Origin of the sequence: Cupriavidus neocaledonicus (assembly GCF_000372525.1) — a bacterium.
Taxonomy (GTDB): Bacteria; Pseudomonadota; Gammaproteobacteria; order Burkholderiales; family Burkholderiaceae; genus Cupriavidus; species Cupriavidus neocaledonicus.
The window spans coordinates 43746-66400 of the sequence record NZ_AQUR01000103.1; the positions used below are offsets into that span (position 1 = coordinate 43746).

Here is a 22655-nt window from a genome sequence, read left to right on the forward strand (position 1 = left end):
ACCGCGATCGGGATGGAGGGTGTCTCGGCGCGCTCCCGCGCCGATCCTTGCCGCCCATGCGAATTCCACCGGTGAAGGCGATCATCGCCTTTGAAAGCGTTGCCCGAACCAAGAGCGTCAGCCGCGCCGCCGAGGAGCTGGGCCTGACCGCATCCGCGGTCAGCCACCAGATCGGCAACCTGGAAGAGGCGCTGGGGCAGGCGCTGTTTTTCCGCCAGGGGCGCGGGCTGGCGCTGACGCCGGTGGGGCAGCAATACCTGCGCGATATCACCGGCGTGCTGGCGGACCTGAACCGCGCCACCGAGCGCGCTTCCAGCCCGGCCAGCATCGAGATCCTGCGGGTGCATTCCAGTCCCAGCTTTGGCCTGATGTGGCTGCTGCCGCGGCTGGAATCGTTCCAGGCCGACAATGGCGACATCCAGCTCAACCTGTCGTGCTCGTATGAGGACGTGTCGTTCACCAGCGGCTACTACGACGTCGATATCCGGCATGGCTACGCGCACTGGCGCGACCTGCAGGTGAAGACGCTGCGGCGCGAGACGATCACGCCGCTGGCCTCTCCCGCCTATCTCGAAAAGCATCCGATCCGGACCCCGGAGGACTTGCTCGCGCAGCGCCTGATCTATTCCGAAACGCCGCTGGTGCAGTGGCAGCAGTGGTTCGCGCGCTTCGGCGTGCCGGCTTCGCACAAGACCTTCGACTTCAGCTTCGATCGCTCCTACATGTCGCTGGAAACGGCCGCGCTGGGGCTGGGCGTGGCGCTGGAAAGCACGCTGCTGGCATCGGTGCAGATCCGCAAGGGCGCGCTGGTGCCGGTGTTCGACGACAGCCACGCGCTGGAGGTGGGCAGCCACCACGTGGTGTGCCCCGCGCAGAACGCCGAGCTGCCACGGGTGGCGCGCTTCCTGGCCTGGCTCGAGCGCCAGTTGCCGGCGCCGCGCTGAACGCGCGCACGCCGGGCACGGCCGGACAAGTGACCGAAGCGGCTCGCTTCGGGGCGCCCGCCGCCGACGTTTGAAAATTTCTCAGCCATAGCTGAGGCAGACCGCGTTGATCGTCAGGCGGCCAGCGACAAAACTCGACCCATCCCAAGTCCAATTCCAAGGAGACAAAGATGCTGGTCGAGAACAACGTAGTCATCATCACCGGCGCCGCCTCGGCGCGGGGCATCGGCAAGGCCACCGCCAGGGCCTTCGCCGCGCAGGGCGCGAGCGTGGTGATCCTGGACCTGCGCCTGGAGGACGCGCAGGCTGCCGCCGGTGAACTGGGTGACCAACACCTGGGCCTGGCCTGCGACGTGACCGACAAGGCCGCCTGCGAACGCGCGGCGCAGGCCGTGCTGCAGCGCTACGGCCGCATCGACGCGCTCGTCAACAACGCCGGCATCACCCAGCCGGTGCGCACGCTCGAGATCCAGGCGGCCAACTACGACGCCGTGCTCGACGTCAACCTGCGCGGCACGCTGTACATGTCGCAGGCGGTGCTGCCGCAGATGCGCGAACAGGAGCGCGGCAGCATCGTATGCATGTCGTCGGTGTCGGCGCAGCGCGGCGGCGGCATCTTCGGCGGGGCGCACTACAGCGCCGCCAAGGCCGGCGTGCTGGGGCTGGCACGCGCCATGGCGCGCGAGTTCGGGCCGGACGGCATCCGTGTCAATTCGATCGCGCCGGGCCTGATCCAGACCGACATCACCGGCGACAAGCTCACCCCCGAGATGCGCGCCGAGATCATCAAGGGCATCCCGCTGGGCCGGCTGGGCAACGCCGCCGACGTCGCCAACGCGTGCGTGTTCCTCGCCAGCGACATGTCCGCCTACCTGACCGGCATCACGCTGGACGTCAACGGCGGCATGCTGATCCACTAAATTCGAAGAAGCCGCCCGACAGAGGCGCCGCCTTCAACAGCCGGGGCACCGCAGCGCGGTGCCACCAGGCAGGAGACAACCGATGAAGACCAAATACGCGGCTTCGCCCATTGGCGGCGAAACGACGCTGCACGGCGATGCCGCCACCTTCGAGACCCGCACCTACGCCAGGGTGGTGAAGCGGCTGATCCCGTTCCTGATGCTGTGCTACCTCGGCGCCTACCTGGACCGGGTCAATGTCGGCTTCGCCAAGCTGCAGATGCTGAGCGACCTGCAGTTCAGCGAAACCGTCTACGGCCTGGGCGCCGGCATCTTCTTCCTCGGCTACTTCATCTTCGAAGTGCCGAGCAACGTGATCCTGCACCGGGTCGGCGCCAAGCGCTGGCTGGCGCGCATCATGCTGACCTGGGCGGTGATCTCGGCGTGCTTCGCCTTTGTCACCACGCCGACCCAGTTCTACGTGCTGCGCTTCCTGCTGGGCGTGGCGGAGGCCGGCTTCGCACCGGGCGTGATCCTGTACATGACGTACTGGTTCCCGTCGGAGCGGCGCGCCAAGGCCTTGTCGATGTTCTTCATGGCGATCCCGCTGGCCGGCATCGTGGGCGGGCCGCTGTCGGGCTGGATCATGCATGCCTTCCACGGCGTGGGCGACCTGGCCGGGTGGAAGTGGCTGTTCCTGATCGAGGCGCTGCCGTCGCTGTGCCTGGGCGTGGCGATCCTGTACTACCTCGACAACGGCATCGACCAGGCGCACTGGCTCAGCGACGTCGAGAAGGCGCTGCTCAAGCGCAATATCGAAGGCGACAACGCGCACAAGATGGAGCACATGTCGATCCGCGCGTTCATGGCCGACCGCCGCCTGTGGCTGATGGCAGCGATCTACTTCTGCGTGGTGCTGGGCCAGTACGGGCTGACCTTCTGGCTGCCGACCATCATCCGCAAGGCCGGCGTGGCCGACCCGCTGTGGGTGGGCATCTATACCGCGCTGCCGTACCTGTGCGCCATCGTCGCGCTGCCGCTGGTGGGCATGAGCGCGGACCGCCGCCGCGAACGCCGCTTCCACCTGATCGTGCCGATGATGGTCGCTGCCGCCGGCTTTTCCACCTTGCCGCTGCTGGGAAGTGTCAGCGCGTCGCTGGTGTGCCTGTGCATCGCCGCCGCCGGCATCCTGGCCTCGTCGTCGCAGTTCTGGGCGCTGCCCACCGCGCTGCTGGGCGGCATGTCCGCCGCGGCGGGCATCGCCGCGGTCAACTGCGTCGCCAACCTGGCCGGCTTCTTCTCGCCCGCCATCGTCGGCTGGCTCAACGACCTGACCGGCAAGTCCACCGCCGGGCTGTTGTTCATCTCGGCCACCGTGGTCTTCGGCGCCGTGCTGGTGCTGCTGGTGCCGGCCAGGTCGGTGAACCGCTGATGCCGCTTCCTTTTCCTGAAATGCTGATCCAACCGATTGCTGGAGACACCATGCAACAAGCCACCACCGACAAGGCCGTGTCCTTGCGGGAACGCGCCTACCGCATCCGCCGCAACGCCTTGCTGATGGGCGAGGTCCAGGGCCAGGGCTATATCGGCCAGGCGCTAGATATCGCCGACGTGCTCGCCGTGGCCTACTTCGATGCCATGCGCTACCGCCCCGCAGACCCGCAATGGGAAGGGCGCGACCGCTTCCTGCTGTCCAACGGCCACTACGCCATCGCGCTGTACGCGGCCCTGCTGGAGGCCGGCATCCTGCCCGCCGAAGAGCTGGAGACCTATGGCAGCGACGACAGCCGCCTGCCGATGTCGGGCATGGCCAGCTACACGCCTGGCATGGAAATGTCCGGCGGCTCGCTGGGGCAGGGCCTGACCATCGCCGTGGGCCGCTGCCTGGGCCTCAAGCGCAAGGGCTCCGATAACTTCGTCTACACGCTGTTCTCGGACGGCGAGCTGGACGAGGGCGCGATCTGGGAGGGCATCCTTTCCGCCGCGCACTGGAAGCTCGACAACCTGATCGCCATCGTCGACGTCAACAACCAGCAGGCCGACGGTCCGTCCACGCAGGTGATGGCGTTCGAGCCGCTGGTGCCCAAGCTGGAAGCGTTCGGCTGGTTCACGCAGCGCGTCGACGGCAACGATATCGACGCCGTCGCCGCCGCCTTCCGCGCGGCGCGCGAGCACCGCGGCGCGCAGCCGCGCATGATCGTCTGCGATACGCGCATGGGGTACGGCGTGCCGTTCCTCGAGCAGCGCGAGAAGAACCACTTTATCCGCGTCGATGCCCACGAATGGCAACTCGCGCTGCAGGCCCTGGAAGCCGGGAGACAAGCATGAGCACCACCACCGCCACCACCACCGCCGCCAAGCCGAAGCTGAAGACCTCGGCGATGATCGCCTCCATCGCCGGCGAAGGGCAGGCCACCCGCCCGGCCCCGTTCGGCCACGCGCTGGCCGAGCTGGGCCGCCACAAGCAGAACGTGATCGGCATGACCGCCGACCTGGGCAAGTACACCGACCTGCATATCTTTGCGCAGGCATTCCCCGAGCGCTATTACCAGATGGGCATGGCCGAGCAGCTGCTGATGGGCGCGGCCGCCGGCTTCGCGCATGAAGGGGCGCAGCCCTTCGTCACCACCTACGCGGTGTTCGCGACCCGGCGCGCCTACGACTTCATGCACCAGGCCATCGCCGAGGACAATCTCGACGTAAAGATCGTCTGCGCGCTGCCGGGGCTGACCACCGGCTACGGCCCCAGCCACCAGGCCGCCGAAGACCTGGCGCTGATGCGTGCCATGCCCAACATGACCGTGATCGACCCGTGCGATGCGGTCGAGATCGAGCAGATGGTGCCGGCCATTGCCGCGCACAATGGTCCGGTGTACGCGCGCCTGCTGCGCGGCAACGTGCCGGTGGTGCTGGACCGGTACGACTACCAGTTCGAACTCGGCAAGGCCAGGCTGCTGCGCGACGGCGCCGAGGTGCTGGTGATCTCGTCGGGCATCATGACCATGCGCGCGCTCGAAGTGGCCGACGCGCTGGCAAAGGACCGCATCGGCGTAGCGGTGCTGCACGTGCCGACCATCAAGCCGCTCGATACCGAAACCATCCTGCGCGAGGCCCGGCGCACGGGCCGCCTGGTGGTAGTGGCCGAGAACCATAGCGTCATCGGCGGCCTGGGAGAAGCCGTGGCCGCCACGCTGATGCGCGCCGGCGCGTGCGTGCCGTTCCGGCAGGTGGGACTGCCGGATGCCTTCCTCGATGCCGGGGCGCTGCCCACGCTGCACGATCGCTACGGCATCTCGGCGAACGTGATGGCGGGCACGATCCGGGGCTGGCTCGGCTAGCCCAGGGGCGCGGGCGACAGACTGCCTTTCCCTCTGCTATGGTTAACAGGCCTGTCCGCCACGTGCCGGCGCCTCGCCGGCATCGCGCGCGGTGGCCCACGGCAAACTCGAAACCAGGGAGAACGGCATGAAACCCGGCAAGCTCATCGTGGCGGCGGCGCTTGCCGCCGCGTCCGCCGCGTCCGGCATGGCGATGGCGCAACCCGAAACCCGCGTCGACTCGGTGTCCGGCGTGGGCGCGTCGCGCACCACCGGCACGGTCAAGGCCACCGCCACGGTGGCGGCCATCGATGCCGCGACACGCACCATTACCCTCAAGGACGAGCAGGGCAAGCTCACCGACGTGCAGGTGGGCGACGACGTGCGCAACTTCGGGCAGCTGCGCGTGGGCGATGCGGTCACGGCGGAATACACGCAGGCCTTGTCGGTGAGCCTGAACCGCCAGAGCGGCATCCGCTCCAGCAGCGAGCGCGAGATCACGCAGCGCGCCGCGCCGGGCGCGAAGCCGGGCGGCATGGTAGGGCGCGAGGTCACGGTCACCGCCGACGTGGTGGCGGTCGACCCCAAGACCGGCATGGTCACGCTGAAAGGCCCGCAGGGCAGGATGGTGGACGTGCACGTCGCGGATCCGAAGCAGCTGAAGGCGGTCCGCGCCGGCGAGCAGGTGCAGGCGGTCTATACCGAGGCGATCGCGATCTCGGTCACGCCGCGCAATGCGCGCTGACTTGCCGGCCGCCGCCCGCTACATCACGCGCCCGAACCACCACAGCGACAACAGCCCCGCGCAGGCCGCTAGCAGCGCGCCCAGCGCGGCGAACAGGGCGGTGATCTCGACCTGGCTGCGCTTGTCGAACGCCAGCCGCGCGTTGAGCGCGCGGTACACCCGCTTCAGTTCGGCGGCGTCCTCCAGGCGGAAGTACTCGGCGCCGGTGGCGTCGGCGACTTCCTTCAGCACCTTTTCGTCCAGCCTGACGCGCGCCGACCAGCCGTCGACCGAGAGCACCACGCCTTCGGGCGTGCCCACGCCCACGGTATAGACCCGCACGCCGTGCTCGGCGGCAAGCTGCGCCGCACGCAGCGCGGCCGGGCCGGCGTTGCTTTCGCCGTCCGAGAACAGCACGATCGCACCGGCGGAATAGGAGCCCGGCTTCACCGGCTCGCTGTCGCCGGGCGGACTGGCCAGGCTGCGCGAGCGCCTCGGCGGCGGGGTGTCGTCGTTCATCAGCCGCTCGGCATCGGGCGTGAGATCCGGCAGCAGCGTGGTCAGCGCAATCAGCATGCCGTTGCCGAGCGCGGTGCCGCCTTGCGGCTGCAGGCGCTCGATCGCGGTGGCAACGGCCTCCCTGGCGCGGGTGGGCGCCTGCGCCACGGCGGCGGTGCCGGCCATCGCCACCACGCCGACGCTGACGCCGGCGGGCTGCGCTTCCAGCAGGATGGTGGCGGCCTGCTGGGCGGCGCGCAGCCGGCTGGGCTTGACATCCTGGGCCCGCATGCTGCCCGACAGGTCCATCACCAGCACCACCGTCTCGATGCGCGATGGCAGCATCATCACGGCCTGGGGCCGCGCGACCGCGGCGATCAGCGCGGCCAGTGCCAGCAGGATCAGCACGGGTGCCACGTGGCGGCGCCAGCCGGCGCCGCCGCGGGCGGCAACGCCCGCGGTCTTCAGCGCCGGGTAATGCACGGCGGCGTGCCGCCTGCGCCGGTCGAGCCAGACATAGCCCGCCGCCAGCCCGCCGACCAGCGCGAAGCCCCACAGCATGCCTGGCCACAGGAAGCTGAACACGGGCAGGCGGCTGATGGCATCGATCATGCGGCTCCCCTGGCAATGTTGGCGGCCCTGGCGCTGCCTTGCTGGCGCCGGCGCTGGCGCGCGAAGCTCAGCAGCGCGAGGTCGAGCCGGGCGTAGGTCGACAGCGTCAGGCACGCCACCCCGGCGCGCGCGAACGCCTGGCGCAGCTCCGCCTCGCGCGCCTCCGCGGCGGCGGCGAAGCGCTTGCGGAAGGACGGGTCATGGGTATCGACGAACAGCTGCTCGCCGCTTTCGGCATCCTGCAGCACCACCAGTCCCAGGTCGGGTAACGCGGTTTCGAGCGGATCGACCAGCCGCACCGCGACCACTTCATGCCGCCGCGCCAGCATCCCCAGCGATGCCTGCCAGCCCGGCGCGCTGATGAAATCCGATACCACGAACACCACCGAGCGCCGCCTTGCCACCGCGCGGGCACGCTCGAGCAGGTCACGCAGGCGGGTGTCGCCCGGCGATGCGGCGGGCGTGGCGCGCATGCGGTGCAGCAGGTGCAGCAGCTGGCGGCGTCCGGCGCGCGCCGGCACCACCGTGGCGTCGACGTTGGTGGCGCCGCCATAGAGCACGGCGCCCACCCGGTTGCCGTAACGCGTCAGCAGCAGCGCCATCACGGTGGTGAAGTCGCTCAGCAGGTCGCGCTTGCGCACGCTGCCCGAGCCGAAGTCGATCGAGCCGCTCAGGTCCAGCAAGAACCAGGCCGCGACTTCGCGGTCTTCCTGGTACTCGCGGACATGCGGCGTCTGCAGCCGCGCGGTCACGTTCCAGTCGATATGGCGCACGTCGTCGCCGGGGTGGTATTCGCGCAGGTCGGCCAGGTCGAGGCCGAAGCCGCGGAACAGCGTGCGGTAGTCGCCTTGCAGCAGCCCGTCGAGGCGGCGCACCACGGTCCATTCCAGGCGCCGCAGCAGGGCGTCGGTCTGGTTCGCGCCGGTGCCGGCCAGCGCGACGGCGGGCGCGGCGCAAGGTGTGGCGCCGGTCGCGCTGCCTGGCTCGCGCCGCCTAGTCCGCCGCCCGAACATGGGATTCCATGGGCCGCTCGGGAACCGGCAGCGCCTGCGAGATGCGGGTGATGAGCTGGTCGGCCGTGACGCCGTCGGACATGGCCTCGTACGAGAGCGACAGGCGATGGCGCAACACGTCCGGCACCAGGTCGGCGACGTCCTCGGGCAGCGCGTAGTGGCGGCCGCGCAGGTAGGCCAGCGCGCGCGCGCCTTCGACCAGGCCGATGGTGGCGCGCGGGCTGGCGCCGAACGACACGTAGCGGTCCAGGTCAGCGAGGCCGTAGTCGCCCGGCTTGCGCGTGGCCGCGACCACGCGCACCGCGTACTGGACCAGGCTGGGATCGACGTACACCTTGCGGCAGGCCTCCTGCAGCGCGGTCAGGTGCTCGGGGGTGGCCACCGGGCTGACGTTGATGCGCGGGCCGGTGACGCGGTTGACGATCACCACCTCTTCCTCTTCCGACGGGTAGCCCACCAGCACCTTCATCATGAAGCGGTCGACCTGCGCCTCGGGCAGCGGGTAGGTGCCTTCGGTCTCGATCGGGTTCTGCGTCGCCATGACCAGGAACGGCGCGGGCACGCGATGGCTTTCGCCGGCGATGGTGACCTGTTTTTCCTGCATCACTTCCAGCAGCGCGCTCTGCACCTTGGCCGGCGCGCGGTTGATCTCGTCGGCCAGCAGCAGGTTTGCAAAGACCGGGCCGCGCACCGTGGAGAACTCGCCGGTGCCCTGGTTGTACATGCGCGTGCCGACCAGGTCGGCGGGCAACAGGTCCGGCGTGAACTGGATGCGCTTGAAGGTGCCGCTCATGGTCCGCGCCAGCGTGTTGACGGTCAGGGTCTTGGCCAGTCCCGGCACGCCCTCGACCAGCAGGTGGCCGCCGGACAGGATGGCCACCAGCACGCGTTCGAGAAAGTGGTCCTGCCCGACCACCACGCGTTTCACCTCGTACAGCAGGCGTTCCATCAAGTTGGCGCTGTCGGCGGCGCCCCTGGCTTGGTCGTTCATAGGTCCCCGCGTCAGAAAGGAGAAGTTCCGATGGATACACCGGCACTTTCGATCGTGGTGGCGAAGCCGATGCCGATGAAGGTGCCGCTGTTGCCTGGATTGAGGATGGCGGTGACGATGCCCACCACCTCGCCGTTCATGTTCACCAGCGGACCGCCCGAATTGCCCGGATTGACCGCGGCGTCGAACTGGATCAGCTTGTCCAGGGTCCGCTTGTTGTCCGACGCGACGAACTCGCGGTCCAGCCCGGACACCACGCCGGCGGACACCGACGGGCCGATGCCGAACGGAAAGCCCACCGCGACCACCTCGGAGCCGGGCAGCAGGTCGCGGCTGGAACCCAGCGTGGCCGCGGGCAGGTCGTCGGGTATCGACCTGGCCTGGATCACCGCCAGGTCTTTCTCCGGAATCGTCTGCAGCACGGTGGCTTCGGACGTGTGTCCGTCGTGGAAGGTCAGCTCCAGGCGCCGCGCCCCCGCAATCACGTGGAGGCTGGTCAGGATCACGCCGCGCTCCGTCACCACCACGCCCGAGCCGATGTGGCGGGATTCCGGCTTGTTGTCCGCGCTGTTGCCGGGCGGGCGCTCGTTGGGCAGGGGCGGGACGGCCGGGGCGGGGGGCGCCGAGGGCGGGGCTTCGGGCGGCGTGGCCGGGGCATCACGTCCGGCCTGCGGCGCGGACGCCGCCTCGGGGGCCTTTTCCGGCGCGGGGTAATTGCGGATTTCGACCACCGATTCGCGCACCGCCTCGGCCGCCATGGCGGTGCGCGAGGGCAGGGGCTTGGTCTCGAGCGTGTGCAGCACGGCCGCGTCGATGTCCTTCTGCGTCAGCGCGCGCGGCTTGGGCTGCAACAGCCATGCCGAGCCGACGCCGGCGGCGAGAACCAGCGCGACGGCCCCCGAGACCCATCCGTAGATCGTCACCCGTTTCATCGCAGCCCCCGAGGTCCCGTCCCGCCTTAAAAAATACAGTACCATCCTCTTACCCACGCGCCAAGGAGCAGGGCATGCAGTTTCTCTGGCCGCAGATGCTCTGGTTGCTGCTTGCGCTTCCGGTGCTGGCAGCGGCTTACCTGTACCTGCTCGCGCGGCGCAAGAAGGCCGCGGTGCTGTATGCAAGCCTTGCATTGCCGCGCGCCGCGCTCGGCCCGCGCCAACGCCTGCGGCGCCACATTCCCCCGTTGCTGTTTTTTCTCGCGCTGGCCGCCGCGCTGCTGGCCTGCGCGCGCCCCAGCGCCACCATCACGCTGCCGGCCGATACCGTGACCCTGGTGCTGGCGATGGACACCTCGCGCAGCATGGAGGCCGCCGACGTGCCGCCCAACCGCATCAGCGCCGCCCAGCAGGCCGCGCGCGACCTCGTGGTCGGGCTGCCGGCCAGCGTGCGGCTGGGCATCGTGTCCTTCGCCGGCACCGCGGCGGTGGTGCTGCCGCCCACCGACAACCGGCAGGACATGCTCGACGCGATCGAGCGCTTCCAGCTGCAGCGCGGCACCGCCACCGGCAGCGGCCTGTTCCAGGCGCTGGCGGTGCTGTTTCCCGAAGACGGCATCGACCTCGAAGTGATCCTGTTCGGCAGCCGCTCCGACCGCGCCGGCCGCGGCACCTCGCTCGACGAGTCCGCCGCCGCCGATGCCGCGCGCCGGCGCGAACAGACCCAGCAGGCGGCGCAGCCGGGCTCATACCGCCACGGCGCCGTGATCCTGCTCAGCGATGGCCGGCGCACCACCGGCCCGGACCCGCTCGACGCCGCACGCATGGCGGCGCAGCGCGGCGTGCGCGTCTACACCGTCGGCTTTGGCTCGCAGCAGATCATGGCCGCGCCGGAATCCAGCCTTGCGTACTTCATGCAACTGGACGAACCGGCGCTGCGCGCGGTCGCCAGCATCACCGGCGGCGAATACTTCCACGCCGGCTCGGCGGCCGACCTGAGCCAGGTGTACCGCCAGCTCAGCGCGCGCTTTGCGCTGGAGCGCAGGGAAACCGAGTTGGGTGCCTTGTTCGCCGCAGGGGCGGTGGTGTTGCTGGCGCTGGCTTGCGGGCTGTCGATGTTGTGGTTCAGGCGGTGACGGCGGTGGCAAGCGATGGCGGAGTCAGGTGAGGAGGCGACGGCCGCCGCTATTGCTACTGGTCTGCCTTCGCGCCCGAACGCCGCACGATTTCCGCCCATTTCCTGCCCTCAGCAGCGTTGTAGCGGGCAAAGTCGGCGGGTGACGAGCCCACCGGCTCAGCGCCCATGTCCGCGTATTGCTGGCGCACATCGGGCCGTTTCAATGCGGCAGCCGCATGCGTGGCAAGCTTCTCGACCACCGCTGCCGGCGTGCCGCGCGGCGCCCACAAGCCATACCAGGTACTGATGTCGAAGCCGGGCAAGCCGGACTCCGCAACCGTCGGGATGTCGGGCAACGCGCTCGCGCGGCGTGGGGTGGTAACAGCGATGGCACGTAGCTTGCCGGACTTGATAAACGGCATGGCCGACGGCATGGAATCGAACATCAACTGGATCTGGCCGCCCATCAGGTCCGTCAGCGCAGGCGCACTGCCCTTGTATGGAACATGCTGCATCGGCACCCTGGCCGCCAGCTTGAACGATTCGCCGGCCAGGTGCTGGGCCGAGGCATTGCCCGCCGAGCCGAAGTTTAGCGCGCCGCCCTCGCGCCTGGCATAGGCGATCAGGTCCTGCACGGTCGTCACCGGCGAGGCGTTGTTGACCACCAGCACCAGCGGTACGTCGGCCAGCTGCGTGATTGGCACGAAATCCTTGAACGCGTCATAGCGCATCTTCGGCTGGATGCTGGGGTTAATCACATGCAGCGAGGCATTGGCGAGGATGGTGTAGCCGTCAGCGGCCGCGCGCGCCACGGCTTCGGCGCCGATCATGCCGCTGGCGCCGGGCTTGTTGTCGACCACCACGCCCTGGCCCAGGCTTTCGCCCATCTTGACCGCCACCACGCGCGCCAGCAGGTCGGTGGGCCCGCCGGCCGGGTAGGGCAGCACCATGCGCACAGGATGTTGCGGAAATTCCTCCGCGCCGGCGGCAGCGGGCAGCAGCGCGCTCGCGGCCGACAGTACCAGCGCCGCGCTTAGCCGCGTCCATATTGCATGTGGTTTCGGATATCGGGTGTTCACGTCTCTGTCTCCTTGATTTTTATCGCTACCTTGCCCACCACCTGGCGGGATTCCAGCGCGGCCAGGGCATCGCCCAGGCCGGTGATCGGATACGTCGCGGACACGGTCGGCGCCAGCTTGCCCTGCGCGGCCCAGTCGAACAGCGTTGCCATGACGTCCTGCAGCGCCGCGGCGTGCTGTGCGCGCTCGTTGGCGGGCGTCCAACCGATATAGCGGCCAAAGAAGAAGCCGTGCAGCGTCAGGTTCTTGACCAGCAGCAGGTTCACCGGTGCCTGCGGGATGGTGCCGCTGGCAAAGCCGATGCTGAGGATGCGGGCGTTGGCCGCCGCCGCGCGCAGCGCCTGCTGGAACAGCTCGCCACCAACGGGGTCCACCACCACGTCGGCACCGCGGCCGCCGGTCAGTGCCTTGACCGCGCTTGCCAGGTCCGCCGGCGCCACTGCGTGCGTGGCGCCGCGCCGCAGCGCGTCGGCACGCTTGGCCTCGGTGCTGGCGCAGGCGATTACGGTGGCGCCGAGTTCGCGCGCAATCTCCACCGCGGCCAGGCCCACGCCCGCGCCGGCGCCCAGCACCAGCACGGTATCGGCGGGGCACAGCGTGCAGCGCCACACCAACCCGCAATAGGCGGTGCCGTACGAAATCGGAACCGGTAGCGCGACCGTCGAACGCAGTGCGTCCGGCACGCGATAGACCGTGTATTCGGGCACCGTGACCCGTTCGGCAAAGCAGCCCCAGTCCGCGATCGCCACCACGCGGTCGCCCGGACGCAGTCGCGTGACGGCATCGCCGCAGGCGATCACGCGTCCGACGGCCTCGGTCCCGGGCACGAAAGGCAGCGGCGGGCGCCTTTGGTACTGCCCGGCAATCATCAGGCCGGTGGCGTGGCTTACGCTGGCATACTCGACCGCGATCGTGACCGCATGCGGGTCAGCCAGCGCCGGCTCGGGAATGGATTGCACGGAGACGTCGTGCACGCTGCCAAATTGTTCACACACCAGCGCCTTCATTGGACACCTGCCCCGGCCGCTGGGGCCTGCAGCGCCACGCCCTGGCGCAGCCAGTCGTCGATGGCAAGCCGGCTGAATCCCGCCTCCCGCAGGATCTCGACGGTATGTTCGCCGTTGGCCGGCGCCGGGCCGGCATCCCGGCGCAAGCCGCGCGCCGGGATGCCGGCAAAGGGCAGCGGCCCCAGCCCGGGCTGCGCGATGGCCTGGAAGGTTTGCCGATGCGCGGCCTGCGGATGCGCGAGCACGTCATCATAGGTGCGCACCGGGGCATGCAGCACGTCATGCCGGCTGAGGATGTCCTGCCATTGCGCGGTGGTGCGCGTGGCGATGCAGCTCGCCACCAGCTGGTCGAGCAGCGCGGCATGGGCCATGCGTGCAGCGTTGTCGGCAAAGCGCGGGTCTTCGAGCCAGTCGGCATGGTCCAGCGCCCGGCACAGCTTGCCAAACTGCGCGTCGTTCAGCGCCAGCAGCGTCAGGCTGCCGTCGCGGCTGGCATAGACGCCGTTGGGCGCGCTGACCGGACCTGCGGCGGACGGGCCGCCGATGGCGTGCTCCAGCAGGTTGTTGGCCTGCAGCGCGCAGCAGGCCTCGAACAGGTTCAGCTCGACATGGCCGCCGCGCCCGCTGCGATAGCGCCGGCACAGTGCCGCGGCGCACGCCTGCGCGGCATAAAGGCCGGTGGCGGCATCGGCCAGCAGCATGCCGATGCGGCGCGCGCTGCCGTCGGCGTTCCGGTTGGCGAACATCAATCCGGAATCCGCCTGCATGACAGAGTCCGACGCCGGATAGTCGGCATACGGACCGTCCGGGCCATAGCCACTGATCGACACATAGACCAGCTCGGGACGTTGCGCGGCCAGCGCGGCATAACCCACGCCCAGCCGCTCGGCCACCTGCGGGCGAAAGTTCTGCACCAGCACGTCGGCCTGCAGCGCCAGGGCCAGCAGTACTGCCTTGCCGGTATCGGTGGTGGCATCGATGCAGGCGCTGCGCTTGCCGCCGTTATAGGCCAGCGCCAGCGCGCTGGTATCGCCGCGCACGACACCGACCTTGCGGCCCCAGTCGCCCGCGGGCGGCTCGATCTTGACGACTTCCGCGCCTTGCTGCCACAGGATGTGGGCGCAATACGGGCCGGCAATGCCTTGGCTGATGTCCAGCACGCGCAGGCCGGCAAAGGGCAGGTCGGTGTCGTCAGGTCTGGTGGTGGAGGGTGAGGGCATGAGCTCGTCGGCAGGGATAAACACGAGCTTTATGCTAGGGTTGGGCTCCCGCCGAAACAATCCCTCGATTTGTGCCAATGGTGTTGACTGATGATTGACAATGATTTCGATCTGAACCTGGTGCGGCTCTTCGTCACCATGGTGGAGTCGCGCACGCTGACGGCGGCGGCGCAGCGCAGCGGCATGACGCGCTCGAACGTGTCGCGCCGGCTGAAGCTGCTGGAGCAGCATCTGGGCGCGCAGTTGATGCGCCGCACCACGCGCCATGTCGAGCTGACCGAAGCGGGGCAGCTGCTGTATGCGCATGGCTTGCGCATGCTGGATGAACTGCAGTCCGCCAATACCGCCATCGACAGCCTTGGCAAGGTGGTGCGCGGCGATGTGCGGATCCGCCTGCCGACGGGGCTGGGCCACCTCTACCTGACGCCGCTGCTGCTGGAATTCGCGCGCAGCTATCCGCAGATTTCGCTGCGCGTGGTGATCAACGACAACATTGGCGACCTGATTCCGGCCGAGGTCGACGTTGCGCTGAAGATCACTTCGCAGCCGCCCGACGACCATGTGGCCCGGCGCATCTGCGAGGTGGGCTGGTGCCTGTGCGCATCGGCGTCGTTTCTGGACCGCCATGGGCCGGTGCGCACCGTGGCGGACCTCGAACGATGCGACATGATTGCGCCGGCATCGCTGGGGCGCCGCTTTACATTGAAGGTATGGCTGGCCGGCACGCCGATGACGTTGCGGGTGTCGCCGCGGATCCAGTCAGGCGACTATCCGTTCCTTTTCGAATCGGTAATGGGCGGACTGGGCGTGGCGCTGCTGCCGCGGTATGCGGTCTGGCGGCAACTGCAATCGGGACAGATGCGCGAGGTGCTGGCCGAGTGCGAAGCCGAAGGCGTGGGCGACAGCGTCTACATGCTGACCGCGCCCAACCGCTTTCCGACCCTGGCCACGCGCACGCTGATGGACTTTATCCGCCAGCACCTCGAGCGGCAGGCCGAGAACTGGGGCCGCCGCAATGTGCCCCCGCCCAGCCGTGGCAAGGCAGCAACCCCGCCTACCTCTCCTGCATCTTCGCCGCCTTGACGATCTCGCCCAGGCGCCGGCGTTCCGCGTCGACGAACTTGATGAAGTCCGCGCGCGTGCCGCCGATCGGCTCGATGCCCACTTGCTTGAGCTTGGCAGCGGCGGTGGGGTCTTTCATGGCCTTGTCGACCGCCGCGGCGACCGTGTCGAGGATGGCGTCGGGCGTGCCCTTCGGCGCATGGACGCCGGCCCAGTGCGCGATCTGCAGGTCGGCGAAGCCTTGCTCCACCGCGGTGGACAGTTGCGGGTAGGCCGAGATGCGCTGCGTCCACGTGGTAGCCAGCGGCTTGAACTTGCCGTCGTGCAGGATATGCGGCAACGCAATGATGCTGGCCTCGGAGGTGCCTTCCACCTGGCCGCCCAGCACGGCCGTGGTGCTTTCCGACCCGCTCTTGTACGGCACGGGCTGCAGCTTGGCGCCGTACTTCACATTGAGGATTTCCGCAACGAAATGCGGGGTGCTGCCGGTGCCGGCGGTGGCGAAATTGAAGCCGGTGCCTTTCTTCGAGGCCTCGACGAAGTCGCGCAGTTCCTTGTAGGGCGCGTTCTTCGGCACCACGATCACCGACGGCGCCAGCCCGATCATCGCCACCGGCACCAGCGCGTCGTCCTTGAACGGCATTGACTTCTTGATCATGCTGTTGGAGATCACGCCGGCGGCACTGATCAGGAAGGTGTAGCCATCCGGCGCGCTGCGGGCCACCAGGTCGGCGCCAACGGTGCCGCCCGCACCGGGCCGGTTCTCGACCAGCACGGTCTGGCCCAGCGCCTTGCTGGCGCCTTCGGCGGCCGCGCGCGCCATCAGGTCATTGGCGCCGCCCGCGGCGAACGGCACGACGAAGCGGACGGTCTTTGCGGGCCAGGGGTCTTGTGCGTTGGCGGTCGATGCTGCAAGGCAGGCCGCCGATGCCAGCAGGCCCAAAGCAAATCGGTTTTTCATCGTCAAGTCATGTCTCCGTTTCGGGGTTGAACACACACAGGCAGTCAGGTAGCGGCATCGCTTCCGGCCTTAGCCGTCCCGTTCCCTGACCCGGGCGCTGTGCCGACATTGTCACGCATCCGGCTCTACGGACGGGTGCTATGTGACTGACGAGCCTTCTACACCCACGTCTCCATATCTGCCAGACGCGGCATCGACAATTCAAATTCATATATATGAGTTGGTTGACATGGATGAATCCAGCGCCTACCATGATTTTCACGCAAGACCCACAGAGAGGAGACAACGATGATTCACGTAGTGCTTCATGACGCCAAGGACACCGTCGCGGTGGCCGTGGTGGAGGGGATCCAGCCCGGCACCCAGCTCAATGCCTGGATCATGGACGAAGACAAGATCGTGACCGTGACCGCGCTGCAGCCGATTCCCATCGGCCACAAGGTGGCGCTGCGCGACATGGATGTGAACGAGACGGTCTACAAGTACGGCATCGACATCGGCAAGGTGGTGGCGCCGATCAAGGCGGGGCAGCACGCCCACGTCCACAACATCAAGACCAAGCGCTGGTAAGCCGGGCGCGCCGCGCCTGCGTTCCATTCGCCTTCATTCCGCTTCAACTCCGCTTCCATCGCGCATCCAAGGATCCACGTCATGTCCGTGATCGACCAAAACACCACCTTCTGGGGCTACCGCCGCGACAACGGCCGCGTCGGCGTGCGCAACCACGTCATCATCCTGCCGCTGGACGACTTGTCCAACGCCGCCGCCGAGGCCGTCGCCGCCGCGATCAAGGGCACCATGGCGATTCCCCATCCGTACGGCCGCCTGCAGTTCGGGCCGGACCTGGACCTGCATTTCCGCACGCTGATTGGCGCGGGCAGCAACCCGAACGTCGCCGCGGTGGTGGTGATCGGCATCGAGGATGGCTGGACCAAGAAAGTGGTCGACGGCATCGCGCAGACCGGCAAGCCGGTGGTCGGCTTCGGCATCGAGGGCCACGGCGACCATGACACCATCATGCGCGCCTCGAAGGCCGCGCGGGAGTTCGTTCAGTACGCCACCGCGCTGCATCGCGTGGAGTGCCCGATCAACGAGCTGTGGGTGTCGACCAAGTGCGGCGAATCGGACACGACCTCGGGCTGCGGCGCCAACCCGACTGTCGGCAACGCCTTCGACAAGCTGCATCCGCTGGGCACCACGCTGGTGTTCGGCGAGACCTCCGAGCTGACCGGCGGCGAGCATATCGTCGCGGCGCGCTGCGCCAACGACGACGTGCGGCACCAGTTCATGGCGATGTTCGAGCGCTACCAGGGCATGATCGACCGCTGGAAGACTTCCGACCTGTCTGAGTCGCAGCCAACCAAGGGCAATATCGCCGGCGGCCTGACCACCATCGAAGAGAAGGCGCTGGGCAATATCCAGAAGATCGGCAAGAAGTGCACCGTCGACGGCGTGCTCGACAAGGCCGAGGCGCCGACGCATCCGGGGCTGTGGTTCATGGATTCGTCTTCGGCCGCGGCCGAGATGGTCACGCTGTGCGCGGCGGCCGGCTACGTGGTCCATTTCTTCCCGACCGGGCAGGGCAACGTGATCGGCAACCCGATCGTGCCGGTGATCAAGCTGTGCGCCAACCCGCGCACCGTGCGCCTGATGAGCGAGCACATGGACGTCGACTGCTCGGGCCTGCTGCAGCGCGAGCAGACGCTGGACCAGACCGGCGACAAGCTGCTGGAATGCATGCTGGCCACCATCAACGGCCGCTGGACCGCGGCCGAGGCGCTCGGTCACCGCGAGTTCGTGCTGACCCGCATCCACGAGTCGGCATGATGAAGCGCATCTGCATCAGCGAGTTCATGGACCCGGTCGCGGTGCAGGCGCTGAGCGCCGGCTTCGACCTGCGCTACGAGCCCGGCTGGGTGGACCGTCGCGGCGAGCTGCTCGAGGTCCTGGACGGGGCGCACGCGCTGGTGGTGCGCAACCGCACCCAGGTGGATGCGGCGCTGCTCGCCAGCGCGCCGGCCTTGCGGGTGGTGGGGCGGCTCGGCGTGGGGCTTGACAATATCGACGTCGCCGCCTGCCGCGAACGCGGCATCCGCGTGATTCCCGCGGCCGGGGCCAATGCGCGCTCGGTGGCGGAGTACGTGGTGACCACGGCCGCCGTGCTGCTGCGCGGCGCCTACCTGTCCAGCGCCGAGGTGGCGGACGGCCAGTGGCCGCGGGCCAGGCTGTCGGAGGGCCGGGAGGCGCTGGGCAAGACACTGGGCCTGATCGGCTTTGGCGACATCGGCCGGCAGACCGCTGCGCTGGCGCGCGCCTTCGGCATGGAGGTCATTGCCAGCGATCCGATGTTGCCGGCAGACGATCCGGTCTGGTCCGCCACCGGGGTGGCCTGCGTGCCGCTCGACGCGCTGCTGGCGCAGGCCGACGCGGTCAGCCTGCATGTGCCGCTGGTGGCCGCCACGCGCAACCTGATCGATGTCGGCCGCCTGGCGGCGATGAAGTCCGGCGCGGTGCTGATCAATACCGCGCGCGGCGGCGTGGTCGACGAGGCGGCGCTTGCCGATGCACTGCGGGCCGGGCATTTGGCCGGCGCCGCGCTGGACGTGTTCGACAGCGAGCCGCTGCCCGCGGGCAGCGGGCTGCGGGGCGTGCCCAACCTGATCCTGACACCGCACGTCGGTGGCGTGACGCGCGAAGCCAATGCGCGCGTATCGATGATGATCGCCCGCGAGGTGCGGCAATCGCTGGAGCAGATGCCATGAGTTGGATCGCGTTGCAGGAGCTGGAGCGCGTGGCCGCCGCGGGCCTGCGCCGGGCCGGGGCCAGCGCGCTGCAGGCCCGGGCGACGGCAGCGGCGCTGGTGCGGGCCGATGCCGCGGGGCTGCCGTCGCACGGGGTCTCGCGCGTGCCGATGTACGTGGCGCACCTGCGCCATGACCGGGTCGACGGCAATGCCGAGCCGGCGGTGCAGGGCACGCGCGTCAGCGCAGTGCTGGTCGACGCGCGCTGCGGCTTTGCCTTTGCGGCGTGCGACCTGGCCATCGCCGAAGCCATGGCACGCGCGCGCGCGACCGGCGTCGGCGTCGCTGTGGTCACCAACAGCCATCACTTCGGCGCCGCGGCGCTGCCGCTGGAGGCCGTGGCGCGCGCCGGCATGGTCGGCATCGCCATGGGCAATTCGCCCGCGGCCATGCCGGCGTGGGGCGGCAAGCGGCCGCTGTTCGGCACCAACCCGATTGCGGCGGTATTCCCGCGGCAGGGCCATGCGCCGGTGGTGATCGACCTGTCGCTGTCGGAAGTCGCGCGCGGCAAGATCATGGTGGCGGCGAAGCAGGGCAAGCCGATTCCGCTCGGATGGGCGCTGGATGAGGCCGGCCAGCCGACCACCGACGCCCAGGCCGCGCTGCGCGGCTCGATGCTGCCGGCGGGCGGCGTCAAGGGCGCGATGCTGGCGCTGCTGGTGGAGCTGCTGGTGACGTCGCTGGCCGGCGCGCAGTTCGGCGCCGAGGCCGATTCCTTCTTCAGCGATGCGGGCAACCGTCCGCGCATCGGCCAGCTGTTCTTCGTGCTGGACCCCGGTGCCTTCGCCGGTTCGCAGGTCTACGCCGCGCGCGTGGAAGCGCTGCTTGCGGCGATGTTGGACGACGAAGGCACACGGGTGCCGGGCGACCGCCGTGTAACCGCGCAGGCGCAGGCGGCAGCGCATGGCGTCGACATGCCTGACGCGCTGTGGCGTGAACTGCAATTGCTTGCGGGCGAGGAGGTTGGCGCGCCGCATTGATTTCCTCACAACGGACCCACGCTCAGATGGGCCGGCCATAACTACCGGAGACAAACCATGGATCGACGCTTGATGTGCGGCGCGCGCAGGCACCTGAACCGCGTGCTGCTTGCCTTGTCAGTTGTATCGGCCCTCGCTGCATTGGCGCCCCGGCCTGCCGCGGCGCAGGGCGGCAGCGATGCCGCCGCCGCGGACTATCCGGGCAAGCCGATCCGGTACGTGGTGCCGTTCGCGGCCGGCGGCCTGACCGACATCATGGCGCGCATGGTCGGCCACCAGCTCTCCGAAGAGTGGAAGAAGCCCATCGTGGTGGATAACCGGCCGGGCGGCAATGCCAATATCGGCGCGGAGCAGGTCGCCAAGGCGCCGCCCGACGGCTACACCTGGCTGGCGGTGACGCTGACGCACGCGTCCAACGTGACCTTGTTTCCCAAGCTGCCGTTCAGCATGCAGAAAGACCTGGTGCCGGTGGCGCGGATCGCCTCGTCGCCGATGATGGTAGTGGTGCCGGCCAGCTCGCCGATCAAATCGATGAAGGACCTGGCCGCGGCGGCACAGAAGTCCAAGCTGAACGCGGGCTCCAGCGGCAATGGCACGCCGCCGCACCTGACGCTGGCGCTGTTCGAAAGCCAGACCCGCACCAGCTTCACCCATGTGCCATACAAGGGCGGCGCGCCGTCGATGACCGACCTGATCGGCGGCCAGATCGACGTGGTGTTCTCCAACTTCCCCGAGTCGCTCGCCTATGTGAAGGGCGGCAAGCTGCGCGCGCTGGCCGTGACCACGCGCGAGCGCCATCCGCTGCTGCCTGACGTGCCCACCGTGGCCGAGGCCGGCTATCCGGAGCTGATCGTCGAGAACTGGACCGGCCTGATGATGCCGGCCGGCACGCCCCGGCCCATCGTCGACAAGGTGGCGGCTTCGGTGGCACGCATGCTGGCCACCGAGTCGGTGCGCGGGCGCATCGTCAGCGCGGGTTTTAGCCCGGCGGCCGGCGGGCCGGCGTTTGCCGACTACTTCAGCGGCGAGGTGACGCGCTGGGCCCGGCTGATCGAGGAGAAGCAGATCCGGGTCGAATAGCGGCGCGTCGCGCCGCCGCGAGCCGGGAGGCCGGCGTGCGGGCGTGGCGGCCGGCTTTAGTATGATTCGTATTATCTATATGAGTCAGTCATGGATCGGCCGGCCGCCCCGCAGGCGGCGTTGCAAAGGACACTAACGTGGGTTCCAGATTCGATGCCGGCGCAGCCATCGGCGGCGTGCTGTACAAGGACGTCAAGCACGCCATCCTGGCCGCCCTGGCCGAGGGCGAGTGGAAGCCGGGCGAGGCGATTCCGCCGGAGCGCAAGCTGATCGAGCGCTTCGGCGTCTCCATCGGCACGCTGCGCAAGGCCATCGACGAACTGGTGGCCGAGAACATCATGATCCGTCACCAGGGGCGGGGAACCTTCGTCGCGACACACCGGCAGGAAGACCATTTCTTCCGCTTCTTCCGCATCGTGCGCCAGGACGGGTATCGCGAGTTTCCGACGGTGCAGCTGGCAAAGTTCCGCCGCGCCAAGGCCGACAAGGAAGAAGCCGCGGCGCTGGGCCTGCCGCTCGGCGAAGCCGTGTTCCGCTTCACCAACGTGCTGTCGCTGGAAGGGCGCGCGGTCATGATCGACGCCATCACCGTGCCGGCGGAACGCTTCCGGACGCTGACTGAGAAGCTGCTGCGCGAGCGGCCGAACACGCTCTACAACTTCTACCAGGACGTCTTCGGCATCAACATCATCCGCACCGAAGAGCGCCTGCGCGCCACGCTGGCCGACGAGGAAGACCATGAACTGCTGGGCATCCCCGTCGGCACCGCGATGCTGAAGATCCTGCGGGTGGCGTCGTCCTACCAGAACGAGCGCGTCGAGTACCGCGTCTCCAGGCTGGATACTTCGGATTACGAGTTCGCGCTGTCGCAGCCGTGAGGGGCTGCCGGGTAGCGGTGGCCAGGCTCATTCCACCACCGCCACGACGCTGGCAATGCCTTGTCGGGCCATCTTCACATAGGGGCAGAAGCGCTCGGTATTGCGCACCAGTTCTTCGGCCAGCGCCCGGGCCACGCCCGGCATCCTGACGCGGACGTCCGCGGACAGCGCATAGGCGCCGTCCACCGGGTCGCGGCCGAAGGCGACTTCGACTTCCACGGCGATGTGGTCGATGTGGAGGCCGGCGCGCCGGGCCAGCAAGTGCAGGGCGCCGTGGAAGCACGCGGCATAGCCCGCGGCGAACAGCTGTTCCGGGTTGGTGCCGTTGCCCGGACCTCCCAGCGCGGCCGGCAGCCGCAGGTCGATGACGAGGTTGCCGTCATCGGAGCGGGCCACGCCGGAGGCGCGCCCATGTCCGGTTTCGCCGCCCGTGACGGTGACGGTGGTGGTGTAGAGCGGATCGAAGCCGGGCCCGCGGTATTTGTCGAGCAGGCTCAACGGCGGGGCCTGCAGCTTCCGGTTCGCCATGCGCCGGCCCTG

Annotated in this window: 23 protein-coding genes; 14 read left to right on the forward strand and 9 right to left on the reverse strand. The window is 68.8% G+C overall.

Features of this window, described 5'->3' with window-relative positions; translation table 11 throughout:
* Positions 1 to 56: 56 nt before the first annotated feature.
* From A3AG_RS0121515 to A3AG_RS0121540, 6 genes are all read left to right on the forward strand, one after another.
* On the forward strand, positions 57 to 944 hold the full coding sequence (locus tag A3AG_RS0121515) for a LysR substrate-binding domain-containing protein (protein WP_018007423.1): 888 nt from the start codon (positions 57 to 59) through the stop codon (positions 942 to 944).
* Between the two features lie 170 nt (positions 945 to 1114).
* Entirely contained in the window at positions 1115 to 1864 is a 750-nt protein-coding gene (locus tag A3AG_RS0121520; protein ID WP_018007424.1) for an SDR family NAD(P)-dependent oxidoreductase, read from the forward strand.
* An 82-nt stretch (positions 1865 to 1946) separates the two neighbouring features.
* Positions 1947 to 3275 carry an MFS transporter gene (locus A3AG_RS0121525; RefSeq protein WP_018007425.1) on the forward strand — a complete coding sequence of 443 codons (1329 nt, stop codon included), beginning with the start codon at positions 1947 to 1949 and terminating at the stop codon, positions 3273 to 3275.
* A 50-nt stretch (positions 3276 to 3325) separates the two neighbouring features.
* Positions 3326 to 4171, forward strand: a complete 846-nt coding sequence (locus A3AG_RS0121530; RefSeq protein ID WP_018007426.1) for a transketolase — start codon at positions 3326 to 3328, stop codon at positions 4169 to 4171.
* Positions 4168 to 5181 carry a transketolase family protein gene (locus A3AG_RS0121535; RefSeq protein WP_018007427.1) on the forward strand — a complete coding sequence of 338 codons (1014 nt, stop codon included), beginning with the start codon at positions 4168 to 4170 and terminating at the stop codon, positions 5179 to 5181. Before A3AG_RS0121530 ends, A3AG_RS0121535 begins: the two co-directional genes overlap by 4 nt.
* A 127-nt stretch (positions 5182 to 5308) precedes the next feature.
* Entirely contained in the window at positions 5309 to 5905 is a 597-nt protein-coding gene (locus tag A3AG_RS0121540) for a hypothetical protein (protein ID WP_018007428.1), read from the forward strand.
* Positions 5906 to 5923: 18 nt separating this feature from the next.
* On the opposite strand, the gene A3AG_RS0121545 is transcribed toward A3AG_RS0121540, so the two are convergent.
* From A3AG_RS0121545 to A3AG_RS0121560, 4 genes are read right to left on the reverse strand one after another with little or no spacing between them, the layout of a single operon-like run.
* Complete coding sequence (locus A3AG_RS0121545; RefSeq protein ID WP_018007429.1) at positions 5924 to 6994, reverse strand: VWA domain-containing protein; 1071 nt, start codon at positions 6992 to 6994, stop codon at positions 5924 to 5926.
* Positions 6991 to 8007 carry a DUF58 domain-containing protein gene (locus A3AG_RS0121550; protein WP_018007430.1) on the reverse strand — a complete coding sequence of 339 codons (1017 nt, stop codon included), beginning with the start codon at positions 8005 to 8007 and terminating at the stop codon, positions 6991 to 6993. The genes A3AG_RS0121545 and A3AG_RS0121550 overlap by 4 nt, the downstream gene beginning before the upstream one ends.
* On the reverse strand, positions 7988 to 8998 hold the full coding sequence (locus A3AG_RS0121555; RefSeq protein WP_018007431.1) for an AAA family ATPase: 1011 nt from the start codon (positions 8996 to 8998) through the stop codon (positions 7988 to 7990). The genes A3AG_RS0121550 and A3AG_RS0121555 overlap by 20 nt, the downstream gene beginning before the upstream one ends.
* 11 nt (positions 8999 to 9009) lie before the next feature.
* On the reverse strand, positions 9010 to 9930 hold the full coding sequence (locus A3AG_RS0121560; protein ID WP_026164372.1) for a S1C family serine protease: 921 nt from the start codon (positions 9928 to 9930) through the stop codon (positions 9010 to 9012).
* 74 nt (positions 9931 to 10004) lie between these two features.
* Here A3AG_RS0121560 and A3AG_RS0121565 point away from each other — a divergent pair, with 74 nt between their 5' ends.
* Entirely contained in the window at positions 10005 to 11066 is a 1062-nt protein-coding gene (locus tag A3AG_RS0121565; protein WP_018007433.1) for a VWA domain-containing protein, read from the forward strand.
* 55 nt (positions 11067 to 11121) lie between these two features.
* On the opposite strand, the gene A3AG_RS0121570 is transcribed toward A3AG_RS0121565, so the two are convergent.
* The 3 genes from A3AG_RS0121570 to A3AG_RS0121580 are packed head-to-tail and all read right to left on the reverse strand — an operon-like array spanning position 11122 to position 14353.
* Positions 11122 to 12126 carry a tripartite tricarboxylate transporter substrate binding protein gene (locus A3AG_RS0121570; RefSeq protein WP_018007434.1) on the reverse strand — a complete coding sequence of 335 codons (1005 nt, stop codon included), beginning with the start codon at positions 12124 to 12126 and terminating at the stop codon, positions 11122 to 11124.
* Positions 12123 to 13133, reverse strand: a complete 1011-nt coding sequence (locus A3AG_RS0121575) for an NADPH:quinone oxidoreductase family protein (RefSeq protein ID WP_018007435.1) — start codon at positions 13131 to 13133, stop codon at positions 12123 to 12125. The genes A3AG_RS0121570 and A3AG_RS0121575 overlap by 4 nt, the downstream gene beginning before the upstream one ends.
* Positions 13130 to 14353, reverse strand: a complete 1224-nt coding sequence (locus A3AG_RS0121580) for a CaiB/BaiF CoA transferase family protein (protein ID WP_026164374.1) — start codon at positions 14351 to 14353, stop codon at positions 13130 to 13132. Before A3AG_RS0121580 ends, A3AG_RS0121575 begins: the two co-directional genes overlap by 4 nt.
* Positions 14354 to 14443: 90 nt before the next feature.
* Between A3AG_RS0121580 and A3AG_RS0121585 the strand changes: the two genes are divergently transcribed.
* Positions 14444 to 15436, forward strand: a complete 993-nt coding sequence (locus A3AG_RS0121585) for a LysR family transcriptional regulator (protein WP_018007437.1) — start codon at positions 14444 to 14446, stop codon at positions 15434 to 15436.
* On the opposite strand, the gene A3AG_RS0121590 is transcribed toward A3AG_RS0121585, so the two are convergent.
* A complete protein-coding gene (locus A3AG_RS0121590; protein WP_051073552.1) occupies positions 15408 to 16376 on the reverse strand; it encodes a tripartite tricarboxylate transporter substrate binding protein in 969 nt (322 codons plus the stop codon). The genes A3AG_RS0121585 and A3AG_RS0121590 overlap by 29 nt on opposite strands.
* A 288-nt stretch (positions 16377 to 16664) precedes the next feature.
* Between A3AG_RS0121590 and A3AG_RS0121595 the strand changes: the two genes are divergently transcribed.
* The 6 genes from A3AG_RS0121595 to A3AG_RS0121620 all read left to right on the forward strand — a co-directional run bounded on the left by A3AG_RS0121595 (position 16665) and on the right by A3AG_RS0121620 (position 22115).
* Positions 16665 to 16946 (forward strand): UxaA family hydrolase, encoded by a 282-nt coding sequence (locus A3AG_RS0121595; RefSeq protein WP_012355675.1) that lies wholly within the window; start codon positions 16665 to 16667, stop codon positions 16944 to 16946.
* Between the two features lie 81 nt (positions 16947 to 17027).
* On the forward strand, positions 17028 to 18203 hold the full coding sequence (locus A3AG_RS0121600; RefSeq protein ID WP_018007439.1) for a UxaA family hydrolase: 1176 nt from the start codon (positions 17028 to 17030) through the stop codon (positions 18201 to 18203).
* On the forward strand, positions 18203 to 19138 hold the full coding sequence (locus A3AG_RS0121605) for a hydroxyacid dehydrogenase (protein ID WP_018007440.1): 936 nt from the start codon (positions 18203 to 18205) through the stop codon (positions 19136 to 19138). The genes A3AG_RS0121600 and A3AG_RS0121605 overlap by 1 nt, the downstream gene beginning before the upstream one ends.
* Entirely contained in the window at positions 19135 to 20157 is a 1023-nt protein-coding gene (locus A3AG_RS0121610) for an Ldh family oxidoreductase (protein WP_018007441.1), read from the forward strand. The genes A3AG_RS0121605 and A3AG_RS0121610 overlap by 4 nt, the downstream gene beginning before the upstream one ends.
* Before the next feature lie 57 nt (positions 20158 to 20214).
* Positions 20215 to 21237 carry a Bug family tripartite tricarboxylate transporter substrate binding protein gene (locus A3AG_RS0121615; RefSeq protein WP_081610758.1) on the forward strand — a complete coding sequence of 341 codons (1023 nt, stop codon included), beginning with the start codon at positions 20215 to 20217 and terminating at the stop codon, positions 21235 to 21237.
* A gap of 137 nt (positions 21238 to 21374) precedes the next feature.
* Complete coding sequence (locus A3AG_RS0121620; protein ID WP_018007443.1) at positions 21375 to 22115, forward strand: GntR family transcriptional regulator; 741 nt, start codon at positions 21375 to 21377, stop codon at positions 22113 to 22115.
* 27 nt (positions 22116 to 22142) lie between these two features.
* On the opposite strand, the gene A3AG_RS0121625 is transcribed toward A3AG_RS0121620, so the two are convergent.
* Positions 22143 to 22643: an Ohr family peroxiredoxin gene (locus tag A3AG_RS0121625; protein WP_018007444.1), complete on the reverse strand. Its 501-nt coding sequence runs from the start codon at positions 22641 to 22643 to the stop codon at positions 22143 to 22145.
* Positions 22644 to 22655: the final 12 nt, after the last annotated feature.